This is a genomic window from Acidobacteriota bacterium (assembly GCA_016713675.1).
In the GTDB taxonomy this organism is placed as follows: Bacteria; Acidobacteriota; Blastocatellia; order Pyrinomonadales; family Pyrinomonadaceae; genus OLB17.
The window spans coordinates 2568663-2592412 of the sequence record JADJOS010000001.1 but is presented as its reverse complement, the minus strand read 5'-3'; the positions used below and the strand labels follow the sequence as shown (position 1 = coordinate 2592412).

The 23750-nt window shown below is 50.8% G+C and carries 26 protein-coding genes and 1 pseudogene; 6 read left to right on the top strand and 21 right to left on the bottom strand.

The annotated features are described in order from the left end of the window. Positions 1-17 precede the first annotated feature (17 nt). The 7 genes from IPK01_11875 to sucD form a co-directional block, all read right to left on the bottom strand. The gene (locus IPK01_11875; protein ID MBK7934173.1) at positions 18-1034 is read right to left on the bottom strand and encodes a DUF4190 domain-containing protein; all 1017 of its coding nucleotides are present in this window, start codon (positions 1032-1034) and stop codon (positions 18-20) included. A gap of 92 nt (positions 1035-1126) precedes the next feature. Beyond that, on the bottom strand, positions 1127-1543 hold the full coding sequence (gene ndk, locus IPK01_11870) for a nucleoside-diphosphate kinase (GenBank protein MBK7934172.1): 417 nt from the start codon (positions 1541-1543) through the stop codon (positions 1127-1129). A 48-nt stretch (positions 1544-1591) separates the two neighbouring features. Further along, positions 1592-1981, bottom strand: a complete 390-nt coding sequence (locus tag IPK01_11865) for a carboxypeptidase regulatory-like domain-containing protein (protein MBK7934171.1) — start codon at positions 1979-1981, stop codon at positions 1592-1594. A 17-nt stretch (positions 1982-1998) separates the two neighbouring features. Further along, on the bottom strand, positions 1999-2208 hold the full coding sequence (locus tag IPK01_11860) for a type II toxin-antitoxin system HicA family toxin (protein MBK7934170.1): 210 nt from the start codon (positions 2206-2208) through the stop codon (positions 1999-2001). Then, positions 2205-2462, bottom strand: a complete 258-nt coding sequence (locus IPK01_11855) for a type II toxin-antitoxin system HicB family antitoxin (protein MBK7934169.1) — start codon at positions 2460-2462, stop codon at positions 2205-2207. Before IPK01_11855 ends, IPK01_11860 begins: the two co-directional genes overlap by 4 nt. A 29-nt stretch (positions 2463-2491) precedes the next feature. Next, positions 2492-2872 carry an acyl-CoA thioesterase gene (locus tag IPK01_11850; GenBank protein ID MBK7934168.1) on the bottom strand — a complete coding sequence of 127 codons (381 nt, stop codon included), beginning with the start codon at positions 2870-2872 and terminating at the stop codon, positions 2492-2494. After that, positions 2869-3735 (bottom strand): succinate--CoA ligase subunit alpha, encoded by an 867-nt coding sequence (gene sucD, locus IPK01_11845; protein ID MBK7934167.1) that lies wholly within the window; start codon positions 3733-3735, stop codon positions 2869-2871. The genes IPK01_11850 and sucD overlap by 4 nt, the downstream gene beginning before the upstream one ends. A gap of 516 nt (positions 3736-4251) precedes the next feature. On the opposite strand from sucD, the gene IPK01_11840 reads away from it, so the two are divergent. Genes IPK01_11840 through IPK01_11830 form a run of 3 tightly spaced genes read left to right on the top strand, consistent with a single transcriptional unit; the run spans position 4252 to position 6638 of the window. Continuing rightward, the gene (locus tag IPK01_11840; GenBank protein MBK7934166.1) at positions 4252-5364 is read left to right on the top strand and encodes an ABC transporter permease; all 1113 of its coding nucleotides are present in this window, start codon (positions 4252-4254) and stop codon (positions 5362-5364) included. 13 nt (positions 5365-5377) lie between these two features. Continuing rightward, entirely contained in the window at positions 5378-5902 is a 525-nt protein-coding gene (locus tag IPK01_11835) for an ABC transporter permease (protein ID MBK7934165.1), read from the top strand. A 4-nt stretch (positions 5903-5906) separates the two neighbouring features. Beyond that, positions 5907-6638 (top strand): FtsX-like permease family protein, encoded by a 732-nt coding sequence (locus IPK01_11830; GenBank protein ID MBK7934164.1) that lies wholly within the window; start codon positions 5907-5909, stop codon positions 6636-6638. Positions 6639-6753: 115 nt separating this feature from the next. Here the strand turns inward: IPK01_11830 and IPK01_11825 are convergent, their stop codons facing one another. The 4 genes from IPK01_11825 to IPK01_11810 all read right to left on the bottom strand — a co-directional run bounded on the left by IPK01_11825 (position 6754) and on the right by IPK01_11810 (position 10880). Continuing rightward, positions 6754-7140, bottom strand: a complete 387-nt coding sequence (locus IPK01_11825; protein ID MBK7934163.1) for a hypothetical protein — start codon at positions 7138-7140, stop codon at positions 6754-6756. A 222-nt stretch (positions 7141-7362) separates the two neighbouring features. Then, on the bottom strand, positions 7363-8178 hold the full coding sequence (locus IPK01_11820; protein ID MBK7934162.1) for an AraC family transcriptional regulator: 816 nt from the start codon (positions 8176-8178) through the stop codon (positions 7363-7365). Continuing rightward, on the bottom strand, positions 8179-9582 hold the full coding sequence (locus tag IPK01_11815) for an MBL fold metallo-hydrolase (GenBank protein ID MBK7934161.1): 1404 nt from the start codon (positions 9580-9582) through the stop codon (positions 8179-8181). A gap of 77 nt (positions 9583-9659) precedes the next feature. After that, a complete protein-coding gene (locus tag IPK01_11810) occupies positions 9660-10880 on the bottom strand; it encodes a GGDEF domain-containing protein (GenBank protein ID MBK7934160.1) in 1221 nt (406 codons plus the stop codon). A gap of 402 nt (positions 10881-11282) precedes the next feature. Between IPK01_11810 and IPK01_11805 the strand changes: the two genes are divergently transcribed. Further along, entirely contained in the window at positions 11283-11543 is a 261-nt protein-coding gene (locus tag IPK01_11805) for a hypothetical protein (protein ID MBK7934159.1), read from the top strand. A gap of 294 nt (positions 11544-11837) precedes the next feature. Then, the gene (locus IPK01_11800; GenBank protein MBK7934158.1) at positions 11838-12065 is read left to right on the top strand and encodes a hypothetical protein; all 228 of its coding nucleotides are present in this window, start codon (positions 11838-11840) and stop codon (positions 12063-12065) included. A 120-nt stretch (positions 12066-12185) separates the two neighbouring features. On the opposite strand, the pseudogene IPK01_11795 reads toward IPK01_11800, so the two are convergent. Then, a pseudogene (locus IPK01_11795) lies at positions 12186-14202 on the bottom strand (thioredoxin domain-containing protein). A 238-nt stretch (positions 14203-14440) separates the two neighbouring features. On the opposite strand from IPK01_11795, the gene IPK01_11790 reads away from it, so the two are divergent. Then, positions 14441-15796, top strand: coding sequence for an acetyl ornithine aminotransferase family protein (locus IPK01_11790; protein MBK7934157.1), 1356 nt, complete (start codon positions 14441-14443; stop codon positions 15794-15796). Between the two features lie 81 nt (positions 15797-15877). Here IPK01_11790 and IPK01_11785 read toward each other — a convergent pair whose 3' ends face one another. The 9 genes from IPK01_11785 to IPK01_11745 all read right to left on the bottom strand — a co-directional run bounded on the left by IPK01_11785 (position 15878) and on the right by IPK01_11745 (position 23680). Beyond that, complete coding sequence (locus IPK01_11785; protein ID MBK7934156.1) at positions 15878-16852, bottom strand: electron transfer flavoprotein subunit alpha/FixB family protein; 975 nt, start codon at positions 16850-16852, stop codon at positions 15878-15880. Positions 16853-16940: 88 nt separating this feature from the next. Continuing rightward, positions 16941-18350 carry a VCBS repeat-containing protein gene (locus IPK01_11780; GenBank protein MBK7934155.1) on the bottom strand — a complete coding sequence of 470 codons (1410 nt, stop codon included), beginning with the start codon at positions 18348-18350 and terminating at the stop codon, positions 16941-16943. A 193-nt stretch (positions 18351-18543) separates the two neighbouring features. Then, the gene (locus tag IPK01_11775) at positions 18544-19320 is read right to left on the bottom strand and encodes an electron transfer flavoprotein subunit beta/FixA family protein (protein ID MBK7934154.1); all 777 of its coding nucleotides are present in this window, start codon (positions 19318-19320) and stop codon (positions 18544-18546) included. A 13-nt stretch (positions 19321-19333) separates the two neighbouring features. Further along, complete coding sequence (gene fabF, locus IPK01_11770) at positions 19334-20575, bottom strand: beta-ketoacyl-ACP synthase II (protein MBK7934153.1); 1242 nt, start codon at positions 20573-20575, stop codon at positions 19334-19336. Positions 20576-20652: 77 nt separating this feature from the next. Next, positions 20653-20892: an acyl carrier protein gene (locus tag IPK01_11765; protein MBK7934152.1), complete on the bottom strand. Its 240-nt coding sequence runs from the start codon at positions 20890-20892 to the stop codon at positions 20653-20655. A 14-nt stretch (positions 20893-20906) separates the two neighbouring features. Continuing rightward, a complete protein-coding gene (fabD, locus tag IPK01_11760) occupies positions 20907-21839 on the bottom strand; it encodes an ACP S-malonyltransferase (GenBank protein MBK7934151.1) in 933 nt (310 codons plus the stop codon). Between the two features lie 27 nt (positions 21840-21866). After that, on the bottom strand, positions 21867-22853 hold the full coding sequence (locus IPK01_11755) for a ketoacyl-ACP synthase III (GenBank protein ID MBK7934150.1): 987 nt from the start codon (positions 22851-22853) through the stop codon (positions 21867-21869). 46 nt (positions 22854-22899) lie between these two features. Continuing rightward, positions 22900-23085, bottom strand: a complete 186-nt coding sequence (gene rpmF / locus IPK01_11750; protein MBK7934149.1) for a 50S ribosomal protein L32 — start codon at positions 23083-23085, stop codon at positions 22900-22902. 85 nt (positions 23086-23170) lie between these two features. Further along, positions 23171-23680 carry a DUF177 domain-containing protein gene (locus IPK01_11745; GenBank protein ID MBK7934148.1) on the bottom strand — a complete coding sequence of 170 codons (510 nt, stop codon included), beginning with the start codon at positions 23678-23680 and terminating at the stop codon, positions 23171-23173. Between the last annotated feature and the right edge of the window lie 70 nt (positions 23681-23750).

Here is a 23750-nt window from a genome sequence, read left to right as displayed (position 1 = left end):
TTTCAACAAGCCCAAGGCTATCGTGTGGCGTCCATTATCATCGCCATTCCACCAAAAAACAAAAGAAATACCCAGTAAATGAGTCCGATCAAGAAGAAAATACCGCCAACGATCATGCCCGCTATCGCAAGTCCCTTCCCTCCGTAAAGTTCAGGCTGGCTATTTGCATTCTTCATGCCTAGAAAACCAGTTACAAGGGCGGCAAGCCCGGTTATTGGCGAAACGTAACAACAAATTGAAAGTATACCAAGAACAAGAGCAATGATCGGAAGTGTCTTGTTCTGTTCACCGGTCCCGGCCGGAGGCGGCTGAAACGGTGTGTTCGAGCCAATTTCTTGATTCTGCCAGTTCGCATCAGGAACCGGCGGCGGTGTCCATTCGGCCGGTGCAGATGAAACTATCGGCTCGCTTACGGACGGAGCAAAAACAGGTTCAGGCTCCTTGAACGGCGGCGGTTCTGGTTCCGGTGGAGCAAATTGCGGAGCAGGAACATCTTCGAAAACCGCGGCCGGTTGCCCGAATGGCGACGGGATCGCTGGTTCATTCTGAGGCTCAGCAAATGGCGATGGCGGTGGAGCGATCTCAGGTGCAATGAATGCCGGAGGCTCGGGTGCCGCCTCAGGTATGTCCATTATCAGATCGCCGGACGCGTCTGGCGAAGAGAGAGCGGCTCGCATCTCATCCTCTGAGACGTACATCGTCTTGAGCGGATCAGCTTCCGGCAGGTCAAGGACATCGTCAGGTTCGGCGATCGGAGCGTCCACTTGAGGATACTCGGCGATCTGCGTCGCTGCCTCAGATTCGCCCGTTTCGATCGATTCGGCCGACATCACTGCCGGCTCTACGTCCACCGGAGCTTCGGGTTCGACCGCTGCAGGTTCCTCAGGTTCGACAGGCGCCGAAACGCCGGCCGGAGCAACGATGGTCGCATACGGATCGAACGCCGGGGCGTCATCGACCAGCGGCGTGCCGTCGACCTGACAAAACCTCATCGAATCTTCGAACGTCTTTTCACAACTTGGGCATTTTTTCATGAATTTAGTCCTGTCAGGTCCATCCGCCGCAGCAGATGTGGCACTTCCCCTTTTTTAAGCGTTAAAGTTCTGAAACTTTTATACTTTACCGCCTAAACTAATTCAAGTTTGCTAAAGAAATATGCGATCTCGATCGCGGCATTTTCGTCAGAATCCGAACCGTGAACGGCATTCTCGCCGATCGACGTCGCAAAATCCTTTCGCAGCGTGTCCGGTGCAGCTTCGGCGGGATTGGTCGCTCCCATCAGCTCACGCCACGCCGGAACAGCATTTTCCTTCTCAAGTGCCAGCACGACACACGGCCCGCTCGACATAAAATCGCAAAGCTCGTCAAAAAAACCTTTGCCCGCGTGAACGGCATAAAATCCCTCAGCCTGTTTGCGAGTCTGATGAATAAGCTTCATCCCACGGATCTTAAATCCCGCACCCAAAATGCGCGAAACGATCTTCCCCTGATTCCCTGCCCGAACCGCGTCGGGCTTGATGATTCCAAATGTTAAATTGCTCATGATATTATACTTATTGTTCCTAAGTTCTTATAAAAAATACTATTCGTATCAAATTGGTTGGATTGAAATTTCGTCTCTCCCCTCTAACGCAAAATCAAGAATCATCTTGCCATTAGCTGACGGCACAAAGTTGAATCCCTTCAATTCAAATTTCTTGAACCCCATCAAAGCATTATCAACCGTTATGTCGTACTGCATGATCCGATACCATTTTTTTTGTTTCGGATCATACTTTGAATACTTCAAATTTAGTACGTAAACGCCGTTGTCATCGGTGATCGATTCGAACGTTTGACCACGTGAATTCGTCGCCGAAATCTTTGCTTTTGTAATTAGCGCACCATATGCGTCGTAAACTGTCCCTGTCAACACAGCCGTTTGCGCATTCACGAACGCCCCAAATGTAAGTAATAGTAAACAAATGCTTGGGACTTTCATTTCACACCTAAATCGCGTTAAGCCTCATTAAATTTGTCCCAATTCAAACCAAGTTGTTTAATCGCCGCTCGCAGCGTACCCATCTTCAGATCTTTACTTCCCCAATCCGGAATTGGAGCACCGCAATTCTCTACCGGATTGATCCATTTCCGATGGGAACCGCCCTTACTCTTGAGTTCAACACAGCCTAGTTTCCTTAGCTTTTTCTCTACCTCTCGATACTTCACGCCGCTTCCAAGTGTATTATCGTGTCAGCCAGAAATGGAGCCATCCCGTTAATGGGGTTTAATACTGATGGCAAAGGCTTTTCCAGATGCTCGTATATTTCAACTACGGCCTGAAGAGCATCGCTCACGTTTGGTTCGATCTCATCCCACGTATCCGCTTCGGTAATTAGTTCAGGCAAAACGGGACAAGTGATCGTCCATCCCCCCTCGGGCTGCGGAGCCAAGACTAACGGCAGTTTATAAAAGTTATCCATAAATACCTCCGCTCTATCTTAACATCGGTTCATACGAACCGCTCTCTCATTTTCGAATCGATCCGCACCGGCCTCATTGTTGCCTTATCGATCATGCACCAAACCGTTCTTCCCTTTACCAGCAGATCGTCGCCGCGTTTGATCTCGGTGAATCGTTCGCAGGTGACCGCTGTCCATTCGCCGACCCAGGTTTCGGCGGTTATATCTTCGCCCGCGAACGCCGGTTTTTTGTAATCGATCTCGTGGCGAACGACGACCCAGATAAACCTTTCAAGTTGTTCGCGGGTTGCCGCATCATTCCAATGTGCGACCGCGATGTCCTGCACCCATTTTAGATAGGCGACGTTGTTCACATGGCCAAGCTCGTCGATTTCGCCTGAATCTACAGAAAATGAATGTGAGAATCTCACAAACTATCTTTTATCGCCTGTCCAATATCTGCCGGCGACTGCACGACCCTGATTCCCGCGGCCGTCAATGCCGCCATTTTCTCGGCTGCAGTTCCTTTGCCGCCTGAGATGATCGCTCCGGCGTGGCCCATTCGGCGGCCCGGAGGTGCGGTCTGGCCGGCGATGAAGGCGACGATCGGTTTGGTGACGTGGTCTTTGGCATATGCGGCCGCGTCTTCCTCGGCGGTGCCGCCGATCTCGCCGATCATAACGATGGCGTCAGTTTCGTCGTCTTCCTGGAATAAACGCAGAGCGTCCGTGTGATTAGTACCGATGATCGGATCGCCGCCGATGCCGATGGCAGTCGACTGGCCGAGGCCGAGAGCCGTCAATTGGCCGACGGCTTCATAAGTCAGCGTTCCCGAACGCGATACGACGCCGATGCGGCCTTCCATGTGAATGTGTCCGGGCATGATGCCGATCTTGCACTTTCCGGGCGAGATGATGCCTGGACAATTAGGGCCGATCATACGCGTCGAGCGGGTCGATAGATACTCGTTTGCCTTGACCATATCGGCGACCGGAATGCCCTCGGTAATGCAGACGACAAGCGGAATGCCGGCGTCCGCAGCTTCCATGATCGCGTCCGCAGCAAATGCGGGCGGCACATAGATCACCGAGGCGTTCGCTCCGGTTTCGTTGACAGCATCGGCAACGGTATTAAATACCGCAACGCCTTCATGCGTAGTTCCGCCTTTGCCCGGGGTGACGCCGCCGACTACGTTCGTGCCGTAATCGCGCATCTGCAGCATGTGAAAAGTGCCTTCCTTTCCGGTAATTCCCTGGACGATCAGACGTGTGTTCTTATCTACTAAAACGCTCAATGGTGCGCTCCTTATTTCGGTTAAGCTGAATTAAACAAAGGGAAAGTATATCACGCACCCCGCAGAGTCTGGCAAACGCAAAAGGATAGACATTTATGCAATATTGTGCTATGCTTGCAACACTGAGTAAAGTGAATCTCAAACGGAAATGCGAAATTTACTGTGGTAGTAACCCAATGGTCAGGATCGACCCAAGGAATAAAAGTAATGTCCCGTTAAAATGTTGCACGTCTGCTCCCGGGCAACACAGATGAAAAGGTGTGCGCGCGCTGAGGTGCGAAAAATGGGACACTTTAGATAAACGGCGTAACATACAATATTATCAACAGTTTATACGTCAACATGGTTGTCCCGGGACCGTCCCATTTGGGACAAAATAAGCAGATGGTGAGATTTTGCTGAACAAAACGCGGCTCGAATACGTTTGCAACAGTGACCAAAGTTTTGAGTGCCGTACGCCGACGGTAAATATGGATCAAATGGCCAACTAACGTTGGAACTCAAAACCAATTCCTTATGCGCGAAGTTTACTCATTTTATTTCGATGCTTTTTGGATCGCCGTCAAATCAGGCAGCAACCATTTCATGATCACTCGAATGGCTTCGACGGGGCGTATGTCCGACGAGGAGTTTGAACGCAAGAACCGCAACAACAAGGACGTCATCTGGTCAGAATATTTGTACGTCAAAGAAAATTGCAAGAATTGTCTGTATGTCGGAGCTGAGATCGGAGCTAACACTGATGTCAGCGACAATGGCGTTGAGATGCCGTCGCTCCAGATCTTCGGCTCGACCGACAATATGTACGAGATGACCGACAAAACGCTCGAAGAAGGCCGCTTCTTTTCCGCCGACGAGGTTACTCGAGCCGCAAATGTATGCGTAATCGGAACCGATGTGAAAGAAAAGTTCTTCGAGAGCACCTCTGCTGTCGGAAAGATAATTAAGGTTCGCGGCATACCGCTCGAGATAATAGGAGTTGAAGGTAAACGGGGATCATTTCTTGGCCAGTCGATGGACCGAATGATCTACATTCCGATAACCCTTCATAACAAGATGTTCGCCCGGACCGGCGGCATACAGATCCATGGTAAAGCTGAGAACAAGGAGATGTTCCAACTCGCGATCGATGAAGCAAAGCTCCTCTTACGCAATCGCCGTCAGCTCGTGGGCAGCGACGAAGAAACTTTCAGCATTGTAAATACCGAGGAGTTCGGTTCTCAAATGGATCAGTTTACCGGTGCGATCGCCGCTGTCGTAGTTCCGATCACAATGATCATTCTCATTGTCGGCGGAATTGTCGTTATGAACATAATGCTCGTTTCGGTGACCGAACGCACTTTTGAGGTCGGTCTGAGAAAGGCGATCGGGGCGACGCGTAAACAGATACTTCTCCAGTTCCTGATCGAATCATCCCTGCTATGTGTTATCGGCGGAATGATCGGGTTGGTCCTGGCCGCGGGAGTCGTTCAATTGATCACGATCCTCGCCGGAATGACAATGACGATCACCGTCGGCTACATCATTTTGTCCGTAACCGTGTCGAGCGGGATCGGAATTCTGGCAGGTCTCTACCCGGCGTGGAAGGCCTCGAGCCTGGATCCGATCGTGGCATTAACGAAGAGTTAATAAACGTATGGCAATGTCAACATCCTTACCCCGGGAAGTACTCAAGATGGCGATGGACTCGATCTATTCGCACAAGTTTCGTTCGTTTTTGACGATCCTGGGTATCGTTGTGGGCGTTATTACGGCTATCGTCGTGGCTTCGATCCTGACAGGCATGCGCAATTCGATCGTTTCGATCGTCGAGGAGTACGGAACGAACAATATCTATGCGTATCATCTCTCGACCGGTTTCGGTCCCCGAAGCCGGGACGAGCGTAACCGTAAACCACTTACTGATGATGACGCAACAGCGATCCTGGCCCAGTCAACGGCGATTCAGGATCTCACGACCGTTGCTCCGAATATCGGCTCATTCAACGGCGGATTTGATGACAATCTTGTTTACGAAGGCAAAAACTACCGCTGGGCACTGACCGACGGTGTTTTGCCGAATTATATGGAGATGACGAACATCGTCCTCCGTTCCGGCCGCTTTATTACCGGAATCGGACAATTATCAGCGCCGAAACGTTCTCGTCGTTGGAGTAAATACTGTTGAGGCGTTGTTTCCGGGGCAAGAGGATGAAGCGATCGGCAAGTTGGTTCGCATGAATGGCACGACCTGGGAGATCGTAGGCGTGATCGAAAAACGTAAGGCCGGATTTTTTGGGGAGAATGAGGAAGATCGAAAGGTATTCCTCCCATATCGAACCGCCAGAAAAGCAGCTCCTGATCGCGAAGAAGAGTTGATAATCATCCAGGCGAAGCCCGGCCAGATCAGCGATGCTGTTGCGGAGGTCGAAGGAATTTTACGTCAGCGTCGCGAGGTAAAATACGGCGAACCGAACAATTTTGATATCAAGACCGCTGACAATTTCATTGCCCAGTTCGATGGCATCATCGGCGGTGTCGGCATTGCGGCTATCGCGATCTCCTGTCTCGGCCTGCTTGTCGGCGGCATCGGCGTGATGAACATCATGCTCGTTTCCGTTACCGAACGTACAAAAGAGATCGGGATCCGCAAGGCGATCGGCGCGACAAAGGGCGCGATCGTGCTGCAATTCCTTCTCGAGGCGATGACGCTCACATTCTTCGGCGGCATTATCGGGGTGATCGTCGCCGTCGGCATCAGTAATCTCATTATGCTGCTGATTCCAAGCATACCGGCGCAGGTGCCGCTCTGGGCGATCCTCGCGGGCCTTGGAACTTCCATCGGCGTTGGATTGATCTTTGGCGTACTGCCGGCACGCAAAGCGGCCCGGCTCGATCCGATCGAATGCCTGCGATACGAGTAATAATTGCGAGTAATAGTAATGGTCGACCGCACAGCGGCCATATTTATAGCAAAAAAGACAAGATCTCGATCTTGTCTTCGTTGTGTCCTTTCGAGCTGTTAAACGGTCATTATTCTCAACCGCATTTAATGCGGACATACGGAAAGTCGATACCGGTGACCTTACCGTTCATTTTCCCCTCGATCCTGGCAAATAGCGTATCGGCTGATGCGAGTCTATAAATGATCATTTGAGGAAAATCATTGCCCGCATTTTCAAAGACGGCCTCATTCACCGACCACTTGGTCATCTTGAACGATGTATCGACCGCGGCACCATCAGGCCGTGCAAAAAAGGTAACTCCATTCTCGTCTTCGATCAGCTTCATGTACTCAAAACCGGTCATCTTCTCTGCCTTCACTGTTCGTGAGACACCCAACATTGCATTTCCGAGCGGTGCCATCCATTGTTCAGAGATCACCAACTTTCGTTCCGGCTTCCGTATTTCCCAACAACCTGACATAAAAGCCACAGAGCTGATTTTGGGCTTCACAACCTGAGCCGATATTTGCCCGGAGATAAAAACCACAATTGAGGCCGCCATGGCCGTATGAAATAGGCGTAATACGGCGTTATTCAAGATCTTCATTCAATTTCCGTCCTTGCTAAAATATCTGAACACAATATTGTTCAGTGACAAAAGACTAGCAATTGATCCAGATGAAGTATTGGAAAAATCCGCCAATCATTCAGCCGAAATGAACGCCTCCGTCATGCTCAGATGGCGCTGAAGATACTCTTTCGGCGTGAGTCCTGAGAACTGACGAAAATCGTTGATCAGATGTGATTGGTCGTAGTAGCCGAATTTGACCGCGGTGTCAGACACGTCTACTTCATCGCTCGTTTCTACAGAATGGAGTACTCTCTGAAAACGCACGATGCGGGAGTATGACTTGGGCGAGAGCCCAACGGCCTGCCGGAACTTACGTTCGAGGCTGCGTTCGCTGATCGCGGCCATTCGCGCGATCTTTGGGACCGAACTCATACCGGCACCCGCCACTATCAAGCTAACCGCATGATCCACAGCCGTCGGCGATTCGAGTCTTTCATGAAGCCGCGAAATAAGTTCCCTCTCGACGATCCGAACCTTCTGAGCGAACGAACCGGCTTCCGCGAGTCGTTCTGCGACCAACCGGACAGACTGTCCCCAAATAAGGCTCATATCAATTATCCGGCCCGAAAATTCATTCACGTCCGACTCAAAGAAATGTCTTGCTCCGGCCGGCCAAAATCTGATCCCGAACAACGAGACGTTACCGGTAGGGCCGATCAACACGCTTGCTTTCTGCTGGCCTGCAACGATCACTTCGGGTTGAATTTCAGAGTTGCCGAACGCGTCGTATTGCCTAAATCTATCGCCAAGATCAAAGACGATCTCGATGCAGCCGTCCGGCACGATCGGTTCGGGTTCGGCGGCGACCGCATTGCGATATTCGATCGACCAATAGCACTTAACAAATGCGGCCAACCGCTCCGAAGGTTTGGATTCCTGGTACTTCATCTACTCCAACTCAATAGTTTGTTCGTAACCCGGCACCACAACGTTCCAGCCAAATTGGTCGCGAATATGGCCTGCCATTGCTTCGGCAGCATCTGGTTCGCCGTGCGTTGTGAATACCATCTTCGGAGCTTTTTGAAGGCCGCCAAGCCATTTGATGACGGCTTTCCAATCGGCGTGAGCCGAAAATCCCTCCACCTTTTCAATGCGGCAGTTGACGGGTATCCAACGCTTCATTATCTTGACCTCGCGATCTCCGTCTTGGATGCGTCGTCCGGTGGTACCGGCTGCCTGATAACCAACAAATACGAGCGTCGCATTCTCGTTCGGCAGCATTCGAATCGCGTGATGGAGCACTCGGCCGCCGCTCAGCATCCCTGAGGCAGAGATGATGATCCTCGCTCCCTTCATTTCATTGAGCTTCTTCGATTCATCCCTTGATGCCGTTGTCGACATCGACGCCGGTCTCAAAGGGTGACGTTTATGAGCCAATATCGAAGCGTATTCGCGATCGTGTTCTTCGGTAAAGCGATTGTAGACCTGTGTCGCCTGTGCCGCCATCGGTGAATCGACAACTACCGGCAGGATCGGAATTCGCTTCTGATCTTCGAGTTCCCTGATCATATAAAGGACCTCTTGAGTTCTGCCGACTGCAAATGCCGGTATCAGGATAGGACTGTTTCTGTGTGCGGCTTCGTTGATTATCCTTGCCATCTGCGATTCCGAGTCGACTTCCCCATGGAGTCGATTGCCGTATGTCGATTCACACATCAGATAGTCGCAATCGGGCGGCTGGGCGGGATCGTGAACGATCGGCTGATCATAATGGCCGAGGTCACCTGAAAACAAGAATCGGATCGAAGATCCGTCGGGCCTGGCATTTTCCAGTTCAACGAGAACTAGGCTCGCTCCCATAATATGTCCCGCAACCAAAAAGCTCGCCTTGATGCCTTCGCAGATCTCGACCGGATTTCCATCGTTTGGCACGGGTCGAAGCCGTTCGAGCGCAGCTCTTGCGTCTTCTTCATCGTACAATGGCAAAGCCGGAGCGTGGCTTGTCAGATCATGACGATTACGGTAATCAGCTTCCTCTTCTTGCAAGCGAGCCGAGTCGGGCAACAATATCTTAAGAAGATCTCCGGTCGCACGCGACGTCGTAACATTGCCGTTGAACCCGAGCTTTATCAGCCGGGGCAGCCATCCGGTGTGATCGATATGTGCGTGGGTAATGATAACGGCGTCGATATCATTAGGCTTAAATTGAGGATCCTCCCAGTTCCGCATCCTAAGTTCTTTCAGCCCCTGAAACAGACCACAATCGACCAGCAGCCTTTTACCATTATGTTCCAGAAGGTACTTTGAGCCTGTGACGGTTCCAACACCGCCGAAAAATGTGATGCTTGCCATACGAGCGAATTTATCACAAAAACAAAAAGATCAGGCACCTGCCCGATCCTTTTTTGACGACGCCTGCTTGAAGTTATCTAGTTTATATATTCTTTCGGAAACCAGACCACCTTGCTCGGAACAATCGTTTTAGACTGTTCTTTACGTTCACGAGCAACCGTTAGGAGTGATTGGGCGGTCTCGCCGTCTTTCCAAAAGGCTGACGCACCGAAATTGAGATCGATCTGAACGGTTTGAATCTCATTGACGGCATAACTGCAGCCGGCAAATTCTGTATATATGCGTGCGACGATTCCAGCCGCGACAGCTTCTGATGCCGTAGGCAAAATGATCAAAAATTCGTCATTCGACGAACGAGCAAAAAAATCCATCTGACGAAGCTGTTCTTTAATCTTTTGGGCGACAAAATTGAGAATTCGGTCCCCCGCCGCGTGGCCGAATCTCTCATTTATATTTGCAAAGTTTTTGATGTCAACCGCTAACAGTGACAGCGGCCGTCCGTCTCGATTTCGCTGCGATTCAGCCAACTGGTTTTCGACGATCATATAGAACGCACGCTCGTTCGGAAGGTCGGTCACCGGATCGGTGAGTGCCTTTGAGAGGTTTTGCTCGAACGAAATCGAGCGCAGGATCATTGGTGCAATGCGTTCGGAAACTGCCTCCAAGAGTCCGGCAGAATTGCCGTCAAATGCAGTATTAGATCGCGAATATAGTTCGAGAACAGCAAAGACCTCGCCGTTGTGGGTTAGAGGCAAAGCCGCTGCAGATCGATAGCCATTGAGTACGTCGGCGGTAAAGGTGCGTCTCTTTCCATCTGTTCCGCGGTCGATCTGAACGCTGGATGCGGCAAGACTCGATCCGGCAAGGCCGTCATTTATATCGGTCTCGATACCTCGAAGATACCTGGCGTCAGCGCCGTCGGTTTGCACGACCCTCATTCGCCCTTCTGAATAGTTGATCATCAATAACGCACACATATCGAACGGCACCAATTCGCGGACACGGCTCGACATCAGGCGAAACATATCTGCGGGCCTGAGAGATCCGCCGAAATATGATGCCGCCTCTTCAATCGAATTGAGTCTACCTTCAACTTCAAGATCAGAGGATTGAGCTTCTGATCGGCGATTGACCGAATTGGATATTTCATCACGTCCGACCAAGGCTATAGCACAGTACATCAGGAAAACCACGATGATCGCAGAAAACGCTTTCGTTTTTGTATCAAATTCATATGAAGAACTTGCCAGCACAAAAGCCCCGATGATCGCGCCTAGCGACACACCAACGAATGTCATTGGGTTACTCAAAGACGCGGATAGAGTTCTCACATTCAATTTCGGTGCTTCCAAAAATTTCATTTATTGAGTTCGGCGTGAGGACCGGAGAGGGGAAATACAAGAGATTATTTCCATTAAAAAGAATAGCCTTTTTTAACGCCGAAGGTCAACATTTTTCTGCGCCGCCCAATGATCACGGGCATCCCGCGAGTAAATAAAAATCCCTCAAATCTGTGCCGAAAAATAATTGAAAAAAAGTGATTTTTTTGTTGATTTTAGGTTGACAAACTCCTCGCATATTTCTATTCTCTCGTTTGCCGTGAAAAAGAAAGAGTTTGCGGCAAACGGTTGTGTTTCATCAACCGACCCCTGGAAACAGGATTTAAATTTTACTTTGAGAAAGAAAGGAGTCTTATTAAAATGACAAAAGGAATTGTACTATCAGCAGTTTTGGGCCTCAGCGCTCTTGGAATGGCTTGCGGCGAAGCTCCGGCTAACAACGCAAACAAAACAAACACAAATGCAGTCAAACCGGCAACGCCGACAACGACTGCTCCGGCGACCCCGGCAACGACTGCTCCGGCAACCCCGGCGACAACTGCTCCGGCTACTTCGTCGACCATGAAACCGGCTGACACCAAAGCAGCAACCCCTGCAACTGCAAAGCCTGCAACCAAATAGTATTTTTAGCTCTATAGCTATTTACTTAAAGAGGCCCGATCGTTTTTACGGTTGGGTCTTCTTTTTTATTTAAATATTTCACCAGTAGATCCTGTCCACCAACAATTTTATTGACACTTACAATGTGAAGATTCGTCATTTTCGAAATTTCCGGGTTGACTTGCGCAAAATTGATCAATATATTGGCGAGTGTTCCAAAAAATTAAGAAAGATGAGGAACACTGATCGTTTAAACACGGTCAAAGACGATACACTTTAGATCTAATCTTTGAGAAAGACAGGAGAATCAAGAATATGAAAAAAACGATCGCACTTTCAGCAGTTCTTACATTGAGTGCCCTGGGAATGGCTTGCGGCGACGCAGCAAGCAACAACACCAACGTAAAACCGGCGACTCCGGCAACGACGAAACCGGCAACTCCGGCGACCACCGCACCGGCTACACCGGCGACCACCACTCCGGCAACTCCGGCAACGCCTGCGGCAGCAAGCCCTGCAGCGGCAAAGCCCGCAACCAAATAATTGATCAAGCCGAAAGGCTCGACAGAACTTTAGGCTCGACTGTCTTTGACCGTCGAGCCCTTTTTTTGTTTTTTGTAAGGATTGATGCTCAAGCTGGATAAGGCAGCTGAGGCTCGATACTCAAATCTCAAGTTCTTCGACCAAGGTGATAGGTCGTGCGCAAACAAAGTTCTCGCATACATAAGCTGTCGGCTCACCATTGATCATCTTTCGATCTTTCAGGGCTGGAATTAGCTCGGAGTTCAAATCGCTCTCTGACGACAATACTATTACTGCATCCGGCAGATATTGGGCCAGGATTTCCTGGCTTATCTCATTTCCGGCTTCGCCGACAACAATGATCTCTTTGGTATTCCCCAGATAAAACTCTAGGGACGAGAGTGCCCGTCCAAACCCCTGCGGATGCTGACTCAATTTAGACGCTGTCAACCGGAGAACTGTGACAGCAAACCGTTCATATTTTTCGTCACTCAATAATTTCGCAAGCCGCAGCAGAACATCTGCCGCAACAGAATTGCCAGACGGTGTAGCGTTGTCGAAAAAGTCCTTGCTGCGGACTATTAGTTCCTCATGATCGTTTGACGTGAAGAAAAATCCGCCGTTGCCCTCATCCCAAAACTCAGTGATCATAGCCTCGGCAAGCATCTTCGCCTCGACAAGGTAATTGGTATCACCGGACACTTGATACAGCACGATGAGACCGTCGGCGACATTTGCATAATCTTCGATGTAGGCGTTTAGTTTGGCGTCACCTTCTTTCCATGTCCTAAGCAGTCTCCCATCGCTTTTCAGTTCCCTCTCGACGAACGCAGCGTTATTTTTTGCGATCTCCAGATATTCCTCATTTCCTAGCACAGCCGATGCGTCGGCAAAGGCTGCCAACATAAGACCGTTCCATGCAGTCAACACTTTTTCGTCGCGTGCGGGCTTGATTCGTTTTTCGCGTTCAGAAAATAATATGGCCCTTGCCCCGCTCAATGCAGCAAAGCGAACGGAACTGAGTTGGTTCCGGTCGCGAACATTGAGGATATTTGCTCCTTCAAAGTTCCCTTCCGTCTTTACGTCATATAAAGCACAAAACTCACGAGCATCTTCTTCACCCAAGATCCCGCTGATCTCCTCCGGCGTCCAAACAAAGAACTTCCCTTCCTCACCTTCGCTGTCGGCGTCCTGGGTCGAATAAAATCCGCCGGATGCGTCGAGCATCTCGCGTCTTACATATTCAAGCGTCTCAACGGCAATGCGTTTGAATAACTCATCACTGGTCACTTGATACGCATGCAGATATACCCTAATAAGCTGCGCGTTGTCGTAGAGCATCTTCTCGAAATGAGGTACCAGCCAAATAGCATCGACTGCATAACGATGAAATCCGCCGCCGAGTTGGTCATAAATGCCGCCGAGTGCCATTTTAGTGAGCGTGTGAGTGACCATCGACAAAGCCATATCGTCGCCGGTCCGTTTGTGATATCTCAGCAAAAACTCTAACGCCATCGCCGGCGGAAATTTTGGAGCTCCGCCAAAACCGCCATTCACCGTGTCGAATGTTCGCGTAAAGCTCGAAAATGCCCGATCGAGCAGATCGGTCGAAATGCCACCAGAAGTGGATTCAACGACACTCAATCGTCGCAACTCAACCACGATGTTGTTAGCAGAATTCTCTAAGTCATCGCGTTTTTCGCGAAATGCGTCCGCAATGCTAGTCAATATCTGCGGCCACGAAGGCATGTTGTATCGCGGAGCAGGAGGAAAGTACGTCCCGCCAAAGAAAGGCCGTTTGTCCGGCATCAAGAAGACGTTCATAGGCCAGCCGCCGCGGCCGGTCGTGAGTTGGACAAAGTTCATATAGATCTGATCAACATCCGGCCGTTCTTCCATGTCGACCTTGATGTTGATGAAATGCTTATTCATGCACCGCCGCCACAGTCTCGTCCTCGAACGACTCATGCTCCATTACGTGACACCAATGACACGCCGAATAGCCGATACTGACCAACACGGGTTTCTCCTCAGCGTTTGCCCGTTCAAACGCCTCTTCGCCCCACGGATACCAATCCACGGGATTGTGGGCGTGCTGCAAGAGGTAAGGACTTGTCTCTTGTATCAGGCGGTTTGTGAACTTGGTCTTGGTTTCCATTCGATTTATTGTTTCATGCCCCAACTGATTTTTGAAACGCCACGGCCATTCTGTTATATTAGCGACATCTTTTGTTATGACTCCGCGATGCATTTCAAAACTCCGACCGATGAAGCAGCGGGCGAATCTTTTCGCCGGTGATTAATTTTACCCATTTGTTAAGCCCTCGGTCTTCGACCGATTCCATTCCTTAAACCGCGGTCACAGGCCACCTGCTTAAACACTTTGGAGAAATACCATGACACCATCAACAGAATTACAGCGTCCGGTCATTAAAACAGAATTGCCGGGACCGAAAGCACTTGAGATCATCAGAGCTGACGCAAAATACGTCACTCCGAGCTACCCACGTCCTGATTATAAGCTCGTAGCCGAAAAGGGCTACGGCGTTTGGATCGAAGATCCGGACGGCAACATTTTTCTGGATTGCAACGCCGGCGTCGCTGTCTGCTCGACCGGTCATTGCCATCCCGAGATCGTAAAGGCGATCTCTGACCAAGCCGCAGAACTTATACATCTTTGCGGAACGGACTTTTATTACCGCCACATGCCGGCACTCGGCAAGAAACTCGACGAAATTGTGCCGATCGACGGGCCCACCAAATCACATTTTGCAAATTCAGGTGCCGAAGCGATCGAGACTGCTCTAAAACTGGCGATGTATCACACTCGCCGCCAGAAATTCATCTCATTTTTCGGTTCGTTTCATGGCCGGACTCTAGGTGCTCTTTCGCTGACATCTTCGAAAAAGGCTCAGCGGCTTGGCTTTATGCGTCAGGCATTGGACGTCGTCCATGTGCCTTACCCAAACTGTTATCAATGCCCTTTCAATCTTGGCACATGCTCGGACGGTTCCTGCTGCATGGGCACCGTGAGCTGGATAGAAGATCGGATATTCAATACGACAACACCTCCCGAAGAGGTCGCCGGAATTGTTCTCGAGGTCGTTCAGGGCGAAGGCGGATATGTACCGGCTCCTCCTGAATTTGTCCGTGAAATTCGACGTATTTGTGATGAACACGGTATCATGTTGATCGTCGACGAAGTTCAATCAGGCATGGGCCGCACAGGCAAGATGTTCGCGCTCGACCATCACGAGGGCGTCAAAGCCGACATCGTCTGCATGGCCAAAGGCATCGGCTCAGGAATGCCGATCGGCGTCTGTACCGCAAAAGCCGATATCATGGACTGGCACAAAGGTGCTCACGCCTCGACGTTCGGCGGCAACCCGGTCGCGATCGCATCGGCGCTGAAAACGATCGAACTGCTCGAAGGCGGCCTTGTAGATAATGCCCGCGAAGTCGGTGCATACCTTGAGGCCGGTCTTCGCAAACTTGCAGATAAATACGATTGCATTGGAGATGTCCGCGGCCTCGGCTTAATGCTCGGAGTGGAGTTTGTCGACACCAAGGCGACGAAAAAGGCGGCCCCTGAGCTTCGCGACCGCATCGAAATGGCCTGCTTCAACAAAGGTCTGATCATACTCGGCTGCGGCACAAGCACCGTTCGCTGGTCACCGCCGCTTATTCTCGCGAAAGAACACGTCGATGTTGCTCTTGAGATCTTCAGCGAAGCGATCGCCGAATCGATCTAAGAGGTTGCCACGAAACAGACGAAAGGCACGAAAGAAGGGAGCTCCTTAATTCGTGCCTTTCGTATATATCGTAGGCTTTTACTATGCCTTGGCCTTTTTTATTTCCTCTATCATCACCGGAACCGCCTCGAATAGGTCGCCAACGATACCGTAATCTGCAATGTCGAAGATCGGCGCTTCCGAGTCCTTATTGACAGCCACGATCGTGCCTGCGTTCTTCATGCCAACGATATGTTGAATGGCTCCGGAAATACCGAGGGCGATGTAGACCTTTGGCGCCACCGTCTGCCCCGACGAACCTATTTGACGGTCGATAGGCAGCCATTCGCTGTCGCAGATCGGCCGCGAAGCCGCAAGATCGGCCCCAAGGACATCGGCAAGCTGTTGCGCCAGAGCGATATTCTCCTGCGATTTGATACCGCGGCCGACTGCAATGATGATCTCGGATTTTGTGAGATCGACAGTCGCTTTTGCTTCCTGGAAAGGAGCTTCAGGCGTCATTCGGATATCGCCTACGTTAACATTCATTAATTCGACCGCTGCATTTCCCTTTGCCGCGTTATCGCCGCGGAACGAGCCGGACTGAAATGTCACAAAATACGGGGCTTCGCCGCCGACCGTTACGTCTGCGTCCAGCTTTCCGAGGAATATCCGTCGCGTTAGCACGAGCTTTCCGCCCTCTGCCTTATAGCGAATGCAATCGCCGACAACTTCACGCCCGAGCCTTGCGGCAACCTTTGGAGCAAAATCACGCACCTGATATGTGTGCGACATCACGATGTACTGCGGGTTTACAGCGTTAATGACTTGCTCCCACGCATCAGCATAGCCGTCCGGCGTGTATATGCCGAGTTTTTCGTTCTTGGCAACGATAACCTTTTCGAGGTCGTAACCGGCAATTTCTTGGGCAAGTGAACAATCCTTATCGCACGGCAGGACAGCCGAGACCGTCAGGCCAAGCGACTTCCCGATCTCCTGTGCGGCTGCGACCGCTTCGAGCGAGGTTTTGTTCAGGACACAGTCCTTGTGTTCGATGAATACTAGAATATTGCTCATAAGTGTTGTAACAAAGAAAGATTATGACAAAAAGACCGGAGCCTGACAAACGCCAAGCCCCGGCCGCTATCATACTTTCCAACAGAATTTAGGGAACCCTGTTTGGTGCAGATACGGGAATATCTCCCGCTTGGCCAAACACGGTCTGATATATCCCAGCCGTACTGCGATTGATATACCAAGTATTATTCGACGGTCTGAACACCGCGAAATCATCGCGTCGGTCACCGTCGTAGTCTGCCGCCTGCGGGACATCACCGCTCAGGCCATGCTGAAAAACTTGAAGTTGGCCGGCCGTTAATGAACTGCGAAATACATACCAGTTTCCTTCGCTGGGCCGGAAGATGGTCGTATCTGTCTTACCGTCGCCATCGAAATCGCCGGCGACGGGTATGTCCGTCGAGACTCCCCATACCCGCTGAAGGACAGTCGAACCGTAGTTGCCGGAACTGCCGCGAACAGACCACAGACCGTTGCTTGGTCTGAAGACCGCAGGATCGGTCTTGCCGTCCCCATCATAGTCCCCCGGGACCGGCTTATCACCGCTCGTACCCAGAGCAACTACGTTGAACGAGCTATCAGAGCTACGAAGGATATACCAATTGTTTTCTGAGGGCCTGAATATCGCGTGATCCGTTATACCGTCACGGTCATAATCTCCTTGAACGGGAACATCGGTAGCAATTCCCCACGCCTTGGCATTGTAGTTATTTGCCGGGTTTGTCGAAGTGTACCAAGTGCCGTTAATTGGGCGGAAAACGGCCACATCACTTGTCTCGTCGCCTGTATAATCTCCGGGAACCGGAACGTCGCCCGTGGATCCAAGTTGAGAATTGACCACGCCTCCAGCCAAAGGTTGCGTGTGAAATGTGGAAAGAGGTCCGCTCGGACGGAATAACGCAAGGTCGGCACTTCCGTCATTAGCAGCATCATATCCCGGATTTCGGCAACCTGTGGCTATCGTGCGCCTGAAAGTATAGCTAGGACACGAAGTTCCAGCATTGATGTTATGAACTACGATAACGTAGGTCGCCCCTGCAGCCACCGAGAAATTCATCGAAGTCGCGAAGTTGGTTCCCGTGCTTAGACCCGGATCGGCTATTGCATTGGTTACGGGACTACCCGGAACAAAACTCGTTAAATATGCTGCCATACTGACCTGGTTGGTAGCCACACCACATCCGGTCGCATCGAGGTCAACAAAAACACATATCGGTCCGCCAGTCGAATTTGTAAACGTGTGCTGCTCGAAGTCGATCGCGGCAGCTCCTGAAATAAACTGGGGGCGATTAAATATGCAGGTTGTGCCAATGCCGTCACGAAATAGACGGCCAACCTGATCGGGATCCGCCGGGTCAATATTGCCTGTCGTCGCGATCGGGGCTCCCGTAACATTGCATTCCGCTTGTGCCGGAGTGTCTGAAAAGGTCGCCAACAAAACCGCGAGGGCAATAGCCGGGAACAAAAACAAGGAACGAAATCTGCGAAATAAATTCATTATCTGATCTCCTTCTGCATTTTTTTGGAATTGTAGAGTGATAGTAGTGGAAAGTTGATTGGAATACAAGGATTTTGATATTTTTTTTATTTTGGAGCCCCGTGGGAGATGCAAAGGTTCGGCCAACGCAGATTCAAGACGACAAAAAAGGGTTCAAATGAACCCTTAAAGGAATACCTAATTCGAAGGTCTTTTACAAGACCCGAACCTCATCCTTTAACTTCCCAATCAATTCTACCGCACCGGCCTTCGCATCGCCGTTGCCGAGGATCTGTGTTTGTTTGGTCTTGAGCGGCATATAGACTTTTTCGATGGTTGCCGCCGAGGCAAATGCGCTGATGGTCGGTGTGACATCGCGGATCTCTTTTTTCTTAGCCGCCATAATGCCCTTTAGCGAAGCGTAGCGGATCTGAGAGATGCCTGATTGGATGGTGAGCAACGTGGGCAGCTGATAGGTAAACCACTGATACCAGCCACTCTCAAGCTCACGCTTGACACGCAATGTTTCTCCCAGGCTCGCGCGATCGACCTCGATCACGATCGTAGCGTGCGGAATACCGAGAAGCTCAGCAAGTACCACCCCAGTCTGGCCAAAGCTCGCATCATCCGATTGCAGTCCCGAGAAGATCAGATCGGCTTTCTCGTCCCTGACGGCATCGGCGATCGCAGATGCGATCTGATACGCAGAGAGCGTCTTGCTGTCCTCGACAACCACGTGAATGGCACGATCAGCACCACGCGCAAGGGCGTCTTTGATTACCGTTTTCGCTGACTGGGGCCCGAGCGAACACACTACGACCTCACCTTCGCCTTTTGCTTCGATCGTGCGAAGTGCCTCTTCCAGCGCGTAGCCATCAGATTCGTTCGTTTGCTGCGAAATGTCAGCTTCGTTGATCCATTTCCCGTCGCCTGCGATGCGTAATACTGCATCTTTGTTCGCGACCTGTTTCATCAGAACAATGATCTTCATATAACCGTTCCTGCTAATCTGAATACTTCTTAAAAATCAAACATGCATTGGTCCCGCCGAACCCAAAATTGTTGGAAAGGACATATTCGACCTCCGCTTCGCGAGGTTGATTAGGAATGTAATCAAGATCGCAATCGGGATCCGGAAATTCGTAGTTGATCGTCGGGGGCAATTTGTTTTCCATCAGAACCTTGACCGAAAAGACGGCTTCGAGACCGCCCGCAGCACCTAGTGCATGACCGGTCATCGACTTGGTCGAGCTTACAGGAATATCATACGCATTGTCGCCAAAGACCTTCTTGATCGCGAGCGTTTCAAATTTGTCATTGTAGGGCGTCGAAGTGCCGTGGGCGTTGATATAGCCGATCGCTTCGGGTTCAATACCCGCATCCTTCAATGCACGCTGCATCACGCGAATTGCTCCCGACCCCGTTTCGTCAGGCATTGTCACGTGAAAAGCATCGCCGCTCATTCCGTAACCAACGATCTCCGCGAGGATATTTGCACCGCGGGCCTTTGCAAACTCCAACTCTTCGAGGATCAGCAATCCTGCACCTTCGCCGATCACAAATCCGTCACGCGTCAGGTCGAACGGCCGCGAAGCGTGCTTCGGGTCGTCATTCCTTGTCGAAAGGGCTCTCATAGAGGCAAAACCGGCGACAGACATTGGCGTGATCGCACTCTCCGCTCCGCCACAGATCATTGCGTCCGCATCACCGCGTTCGATTATCCGAAAGCTATCGCCGATCGCGTGGGCACCGGCCGAACAGGCTGTCGCAGTTGCCGAGTTCGGTCCCTTTGCCCCATGCCGGATCGACACGTTGCCTGCGGCCAAATTGACGATGGCTGAGACGATGAAGAACGGCGAAACGCGGTCAGGGCCTGATTTGAGCAGCTTTTCATGCTCGCGTTCGATCGCCCAAAAGTCGCCGATGCCCGAACTAATGTAAGTGCCGATCATTTCGGCATTCGATTCGTCGATCACCAGCCCGCTGTGCTTCATCGCTTCATCCGAAGCGGCTAATGCAAAATGCGTGAATGCCCCCATTCGCCGAGCTTCTTTTTTGTCAAGGAAGTTGAGCGGGTCAAAATCCTTGACCTCGCACGCGAATTTGGCGGAATAGTTCGACGCGTCGAATTTCTTAATGTAATCGGCTCCGCTGACGCCATTCATCAACGCGTTCCAAGTTGTTGGAACATCGTTTCCGCATGGCGTGACCAAACCAAGTCCTGTAACTACTACCCGACGTTTCATATCTTTGTGAATCGTGAAATAGTGAATCGTGAATAGACCTGGTCTCTATTCACGATTCACCAAACACCATTTACCAATTAAGCAGCTTTGTGCTGTTCGACGTATGCATAAGCATCGCGAACACCTTGGATCTTCTCAGCATCTTCGTCCGGAATTTCGATGTCGAATTCCTCTTCGAAACGCATCACGAGTTCAACAAGGTCGAGTGAATCGGCACCGAGATCCTCGATAAACCGGGCATTTTCAGTAACTTCTGCTTCATCGACACCTAGTTCATCGACGATGATCTGTTTGATCTTATCTTGTATTTCTGACATAAATTCTCCTGTATTTATAGGCTTACTAATGTACTTTTCAAACTTTCGGAATTCTCTATATTTGCGTATGTTACGTCACGATTTATCTGACGCACAAGTCCGGTCAAAACCTTTCCGGGTCCGATCTCAATAAACCGTTCGACTCCACTAGCCGTCATCTTCTCAACGGACTGGAGCCATTTCACCGTCGACGACACCTGCAGCGTGACCTTTTCTCGAACAACGGACGGATCTGAATTGACCTCGGCATCGACATTGTGAACTATCGGAAAAGCAAATTCGCTGTACTCCAGCTTAGCCAGATCGGCCGAGAGCCGTTCTTGAGCGGGCATCATCAACGCACAATGAAAAGGAGCCGAGACATTCAATCGGATCGCCCGCTTAGCTCCCTTATCTTTCAAGATCTCACACGCCCGGTCGACTGCTTCGCTGTTACCAGCGATCACCACTTGCGACGGTGAATTGATATTCGCTGGGCTGCATATCTGGCCATTCGACGCTTCGGAACAACCTGCTTCGATCGCAGCCGCGTCAAGCCCCAATATTGCCGCCATCGCACCGACGCCGACCGGCACGGCTTCCTGCATGTAAGTCCCGCGATTTCGCACGGTTCTCACGGCATCAGCAAAATCCAAAACTCCGGCCGCTACTAGCGCGGAATATTCACCTAGACTGTGGCCTGCGACAATATCCGGTTCCGCAATCCCTTCAGCACGAGCCGCATGGTACGCCGCGACCGATACCGTCAGGATCGCGGGTTGAGTATTGGCCGTAAGCTGAAGCTCAGCTTCGTCGCCCGAAAAACACAATTCCGAAAGCGAAAAGCCAAGCGCGTCATCAGCAGCCTCAAACACTTCGCGAGCCGAGGTAAAATTATCAAAAAGCTCTTTTCCCATTCCAACGGCCTGAGACCCTTGTCCGGGGAAAATATACGCAGTTTTCGACATACAAATTACAGATCTAAAAACTGAGATCTAAAATCTGATCACAGTCCCGGCCCATGTGACTCCGCCGCCGAATGCTGTGAGCAAAACTAAACTTCCCTCATGGATGCGGCCGGACTGTATGCACTCATCCATGGCGATCGGGATCGACGCTGACGAAGTATTGCCCATCATCGCAATATTCGAATAAACTTTTTCTTCCGGAACGCCGAGCCGCGAAGCGACCGCATCTGTGATCCGCTGATTCGCCTGATGCGGGATCACAAGATCGATGTCCTCGACCTTATACCCGGCCTTTTCGACCATTTCCGCCGAAATATCCGCCATAGAGCGCACAGCAACCTTGAAAAGCTCGTTGCCCTTCATCTTGAAAAAATGTTCGCCTTCATCGATCGTTTTGTGAGATGTGCCGAGTTTTGTGCCGCCGCCGGGAGCGTAGAGCTGCTCTTCATAACGGCCATCGGAGCGGATCTTTGTGGCCAGGATACCTTTGCCTTTTGGCACAGGCCCGAGTACCGCAGCCCCGGCGCCGTCGCCAAAGATCACACATGTGCCGCGGTCAGTGTAGTCGACGTATTTGGTCAAAACCTCAGCACCGATGACCAATGCATATTTGATCTGTTCTGTCCGGATCATCGATTCGACCATCGTGATGCCGTAAAGAAATCCGGAACAAGCCGCAAACACATCCATTCCGGCCGCATTGACGGCCCCGATCTGTGCCTGAATCAATGCACCTGTTGAAGGCATGATCTGGTCCGGCGTAGTTGTCGCACAGACTATAAGGTCAATATCTTCGGGTTTAAGATTTGCACGCTCAAGGGCCTGCAGAGCGGCCCTGACGCCGAACTGCGATGTATATTCATTGGCAGCAGCCTTGTGGCGCTGTTTAATGCCGGTGCGCGAGGTTATCCATTCATCGTTCGTATCGACCATCTTTTCCAGATCGGCATTCGTTAAAATGCCCTCCGGATAAGAGTGCCCCATCCCGATGATTCCCGCGTTAAATGCTGTCATTGATTAGAATTAGAATTCAAGATCTGCACAATGTAAATTCAGAGATTTAGTCGGATTCTTTGACGTCGATAATCTTCCGGCCCTTGTACATGCCTGTCTTTGGGTCAACACGATGCGGCTTTTTGGCTTCGCCTGTATCTTTATCAAGATAAAACTGCGGCGTGACCAGCGCATCATGAGCTCGTCGCTGACGCGTGCGTGAATGTGAATGTCGTCGTTTTGGATTTGGCATTTGTTACCTCAAAAATAATTGGCCGCAAAAATCACTTGAATCGCAAAAGTCCTATCTTGTATCTTTTGCGCCTTTTCGCGGCTACTTAAAAACCTTTTAGAGCTGACCATCTCGGGTCGATCTCATCTTCAATACATCTACAATCTATCAAATTTCGGTTCGATCCGCACTCCGGACACAAACCCTTACAATCATCATCGCAATAAACCTGATCCGGCAAAGCAAGTATTATCTGCTCTCTGACGATCTCAGCAAGGTCTATCTTTCCGTCGATCGCGATCGACTCATCGAGTGCATTAGGATCAAGGACGACCTCGATTTCATCAGGCTCGTCCGCCGGATCAATGAATATATCGTCGAATGAAATTTCAAACTCTTTCGCTACCGGCACCAGACAACGCGTACAATCGACCAAGACTCCAACGTTGATAGTTCCCCGAACGTGAGCCTTACCATCCACCCTCTCGGTCTCACCCTTAAACTTTGCGTCACCGGCCAGCTTAGCACCTTCGATCTCAAGGTCGATCTCATCCGGCAAGAAGTTAAGTTCGATCGCCTTCGGCCGAGCCACAATGCTTGTCAAATCAATTATCATCACTCGCAGTGCAAATAACAGCTTCCACCGAGCCGAAAGCAAACGTTTATTATAGCCTCTTAGAGTTCCG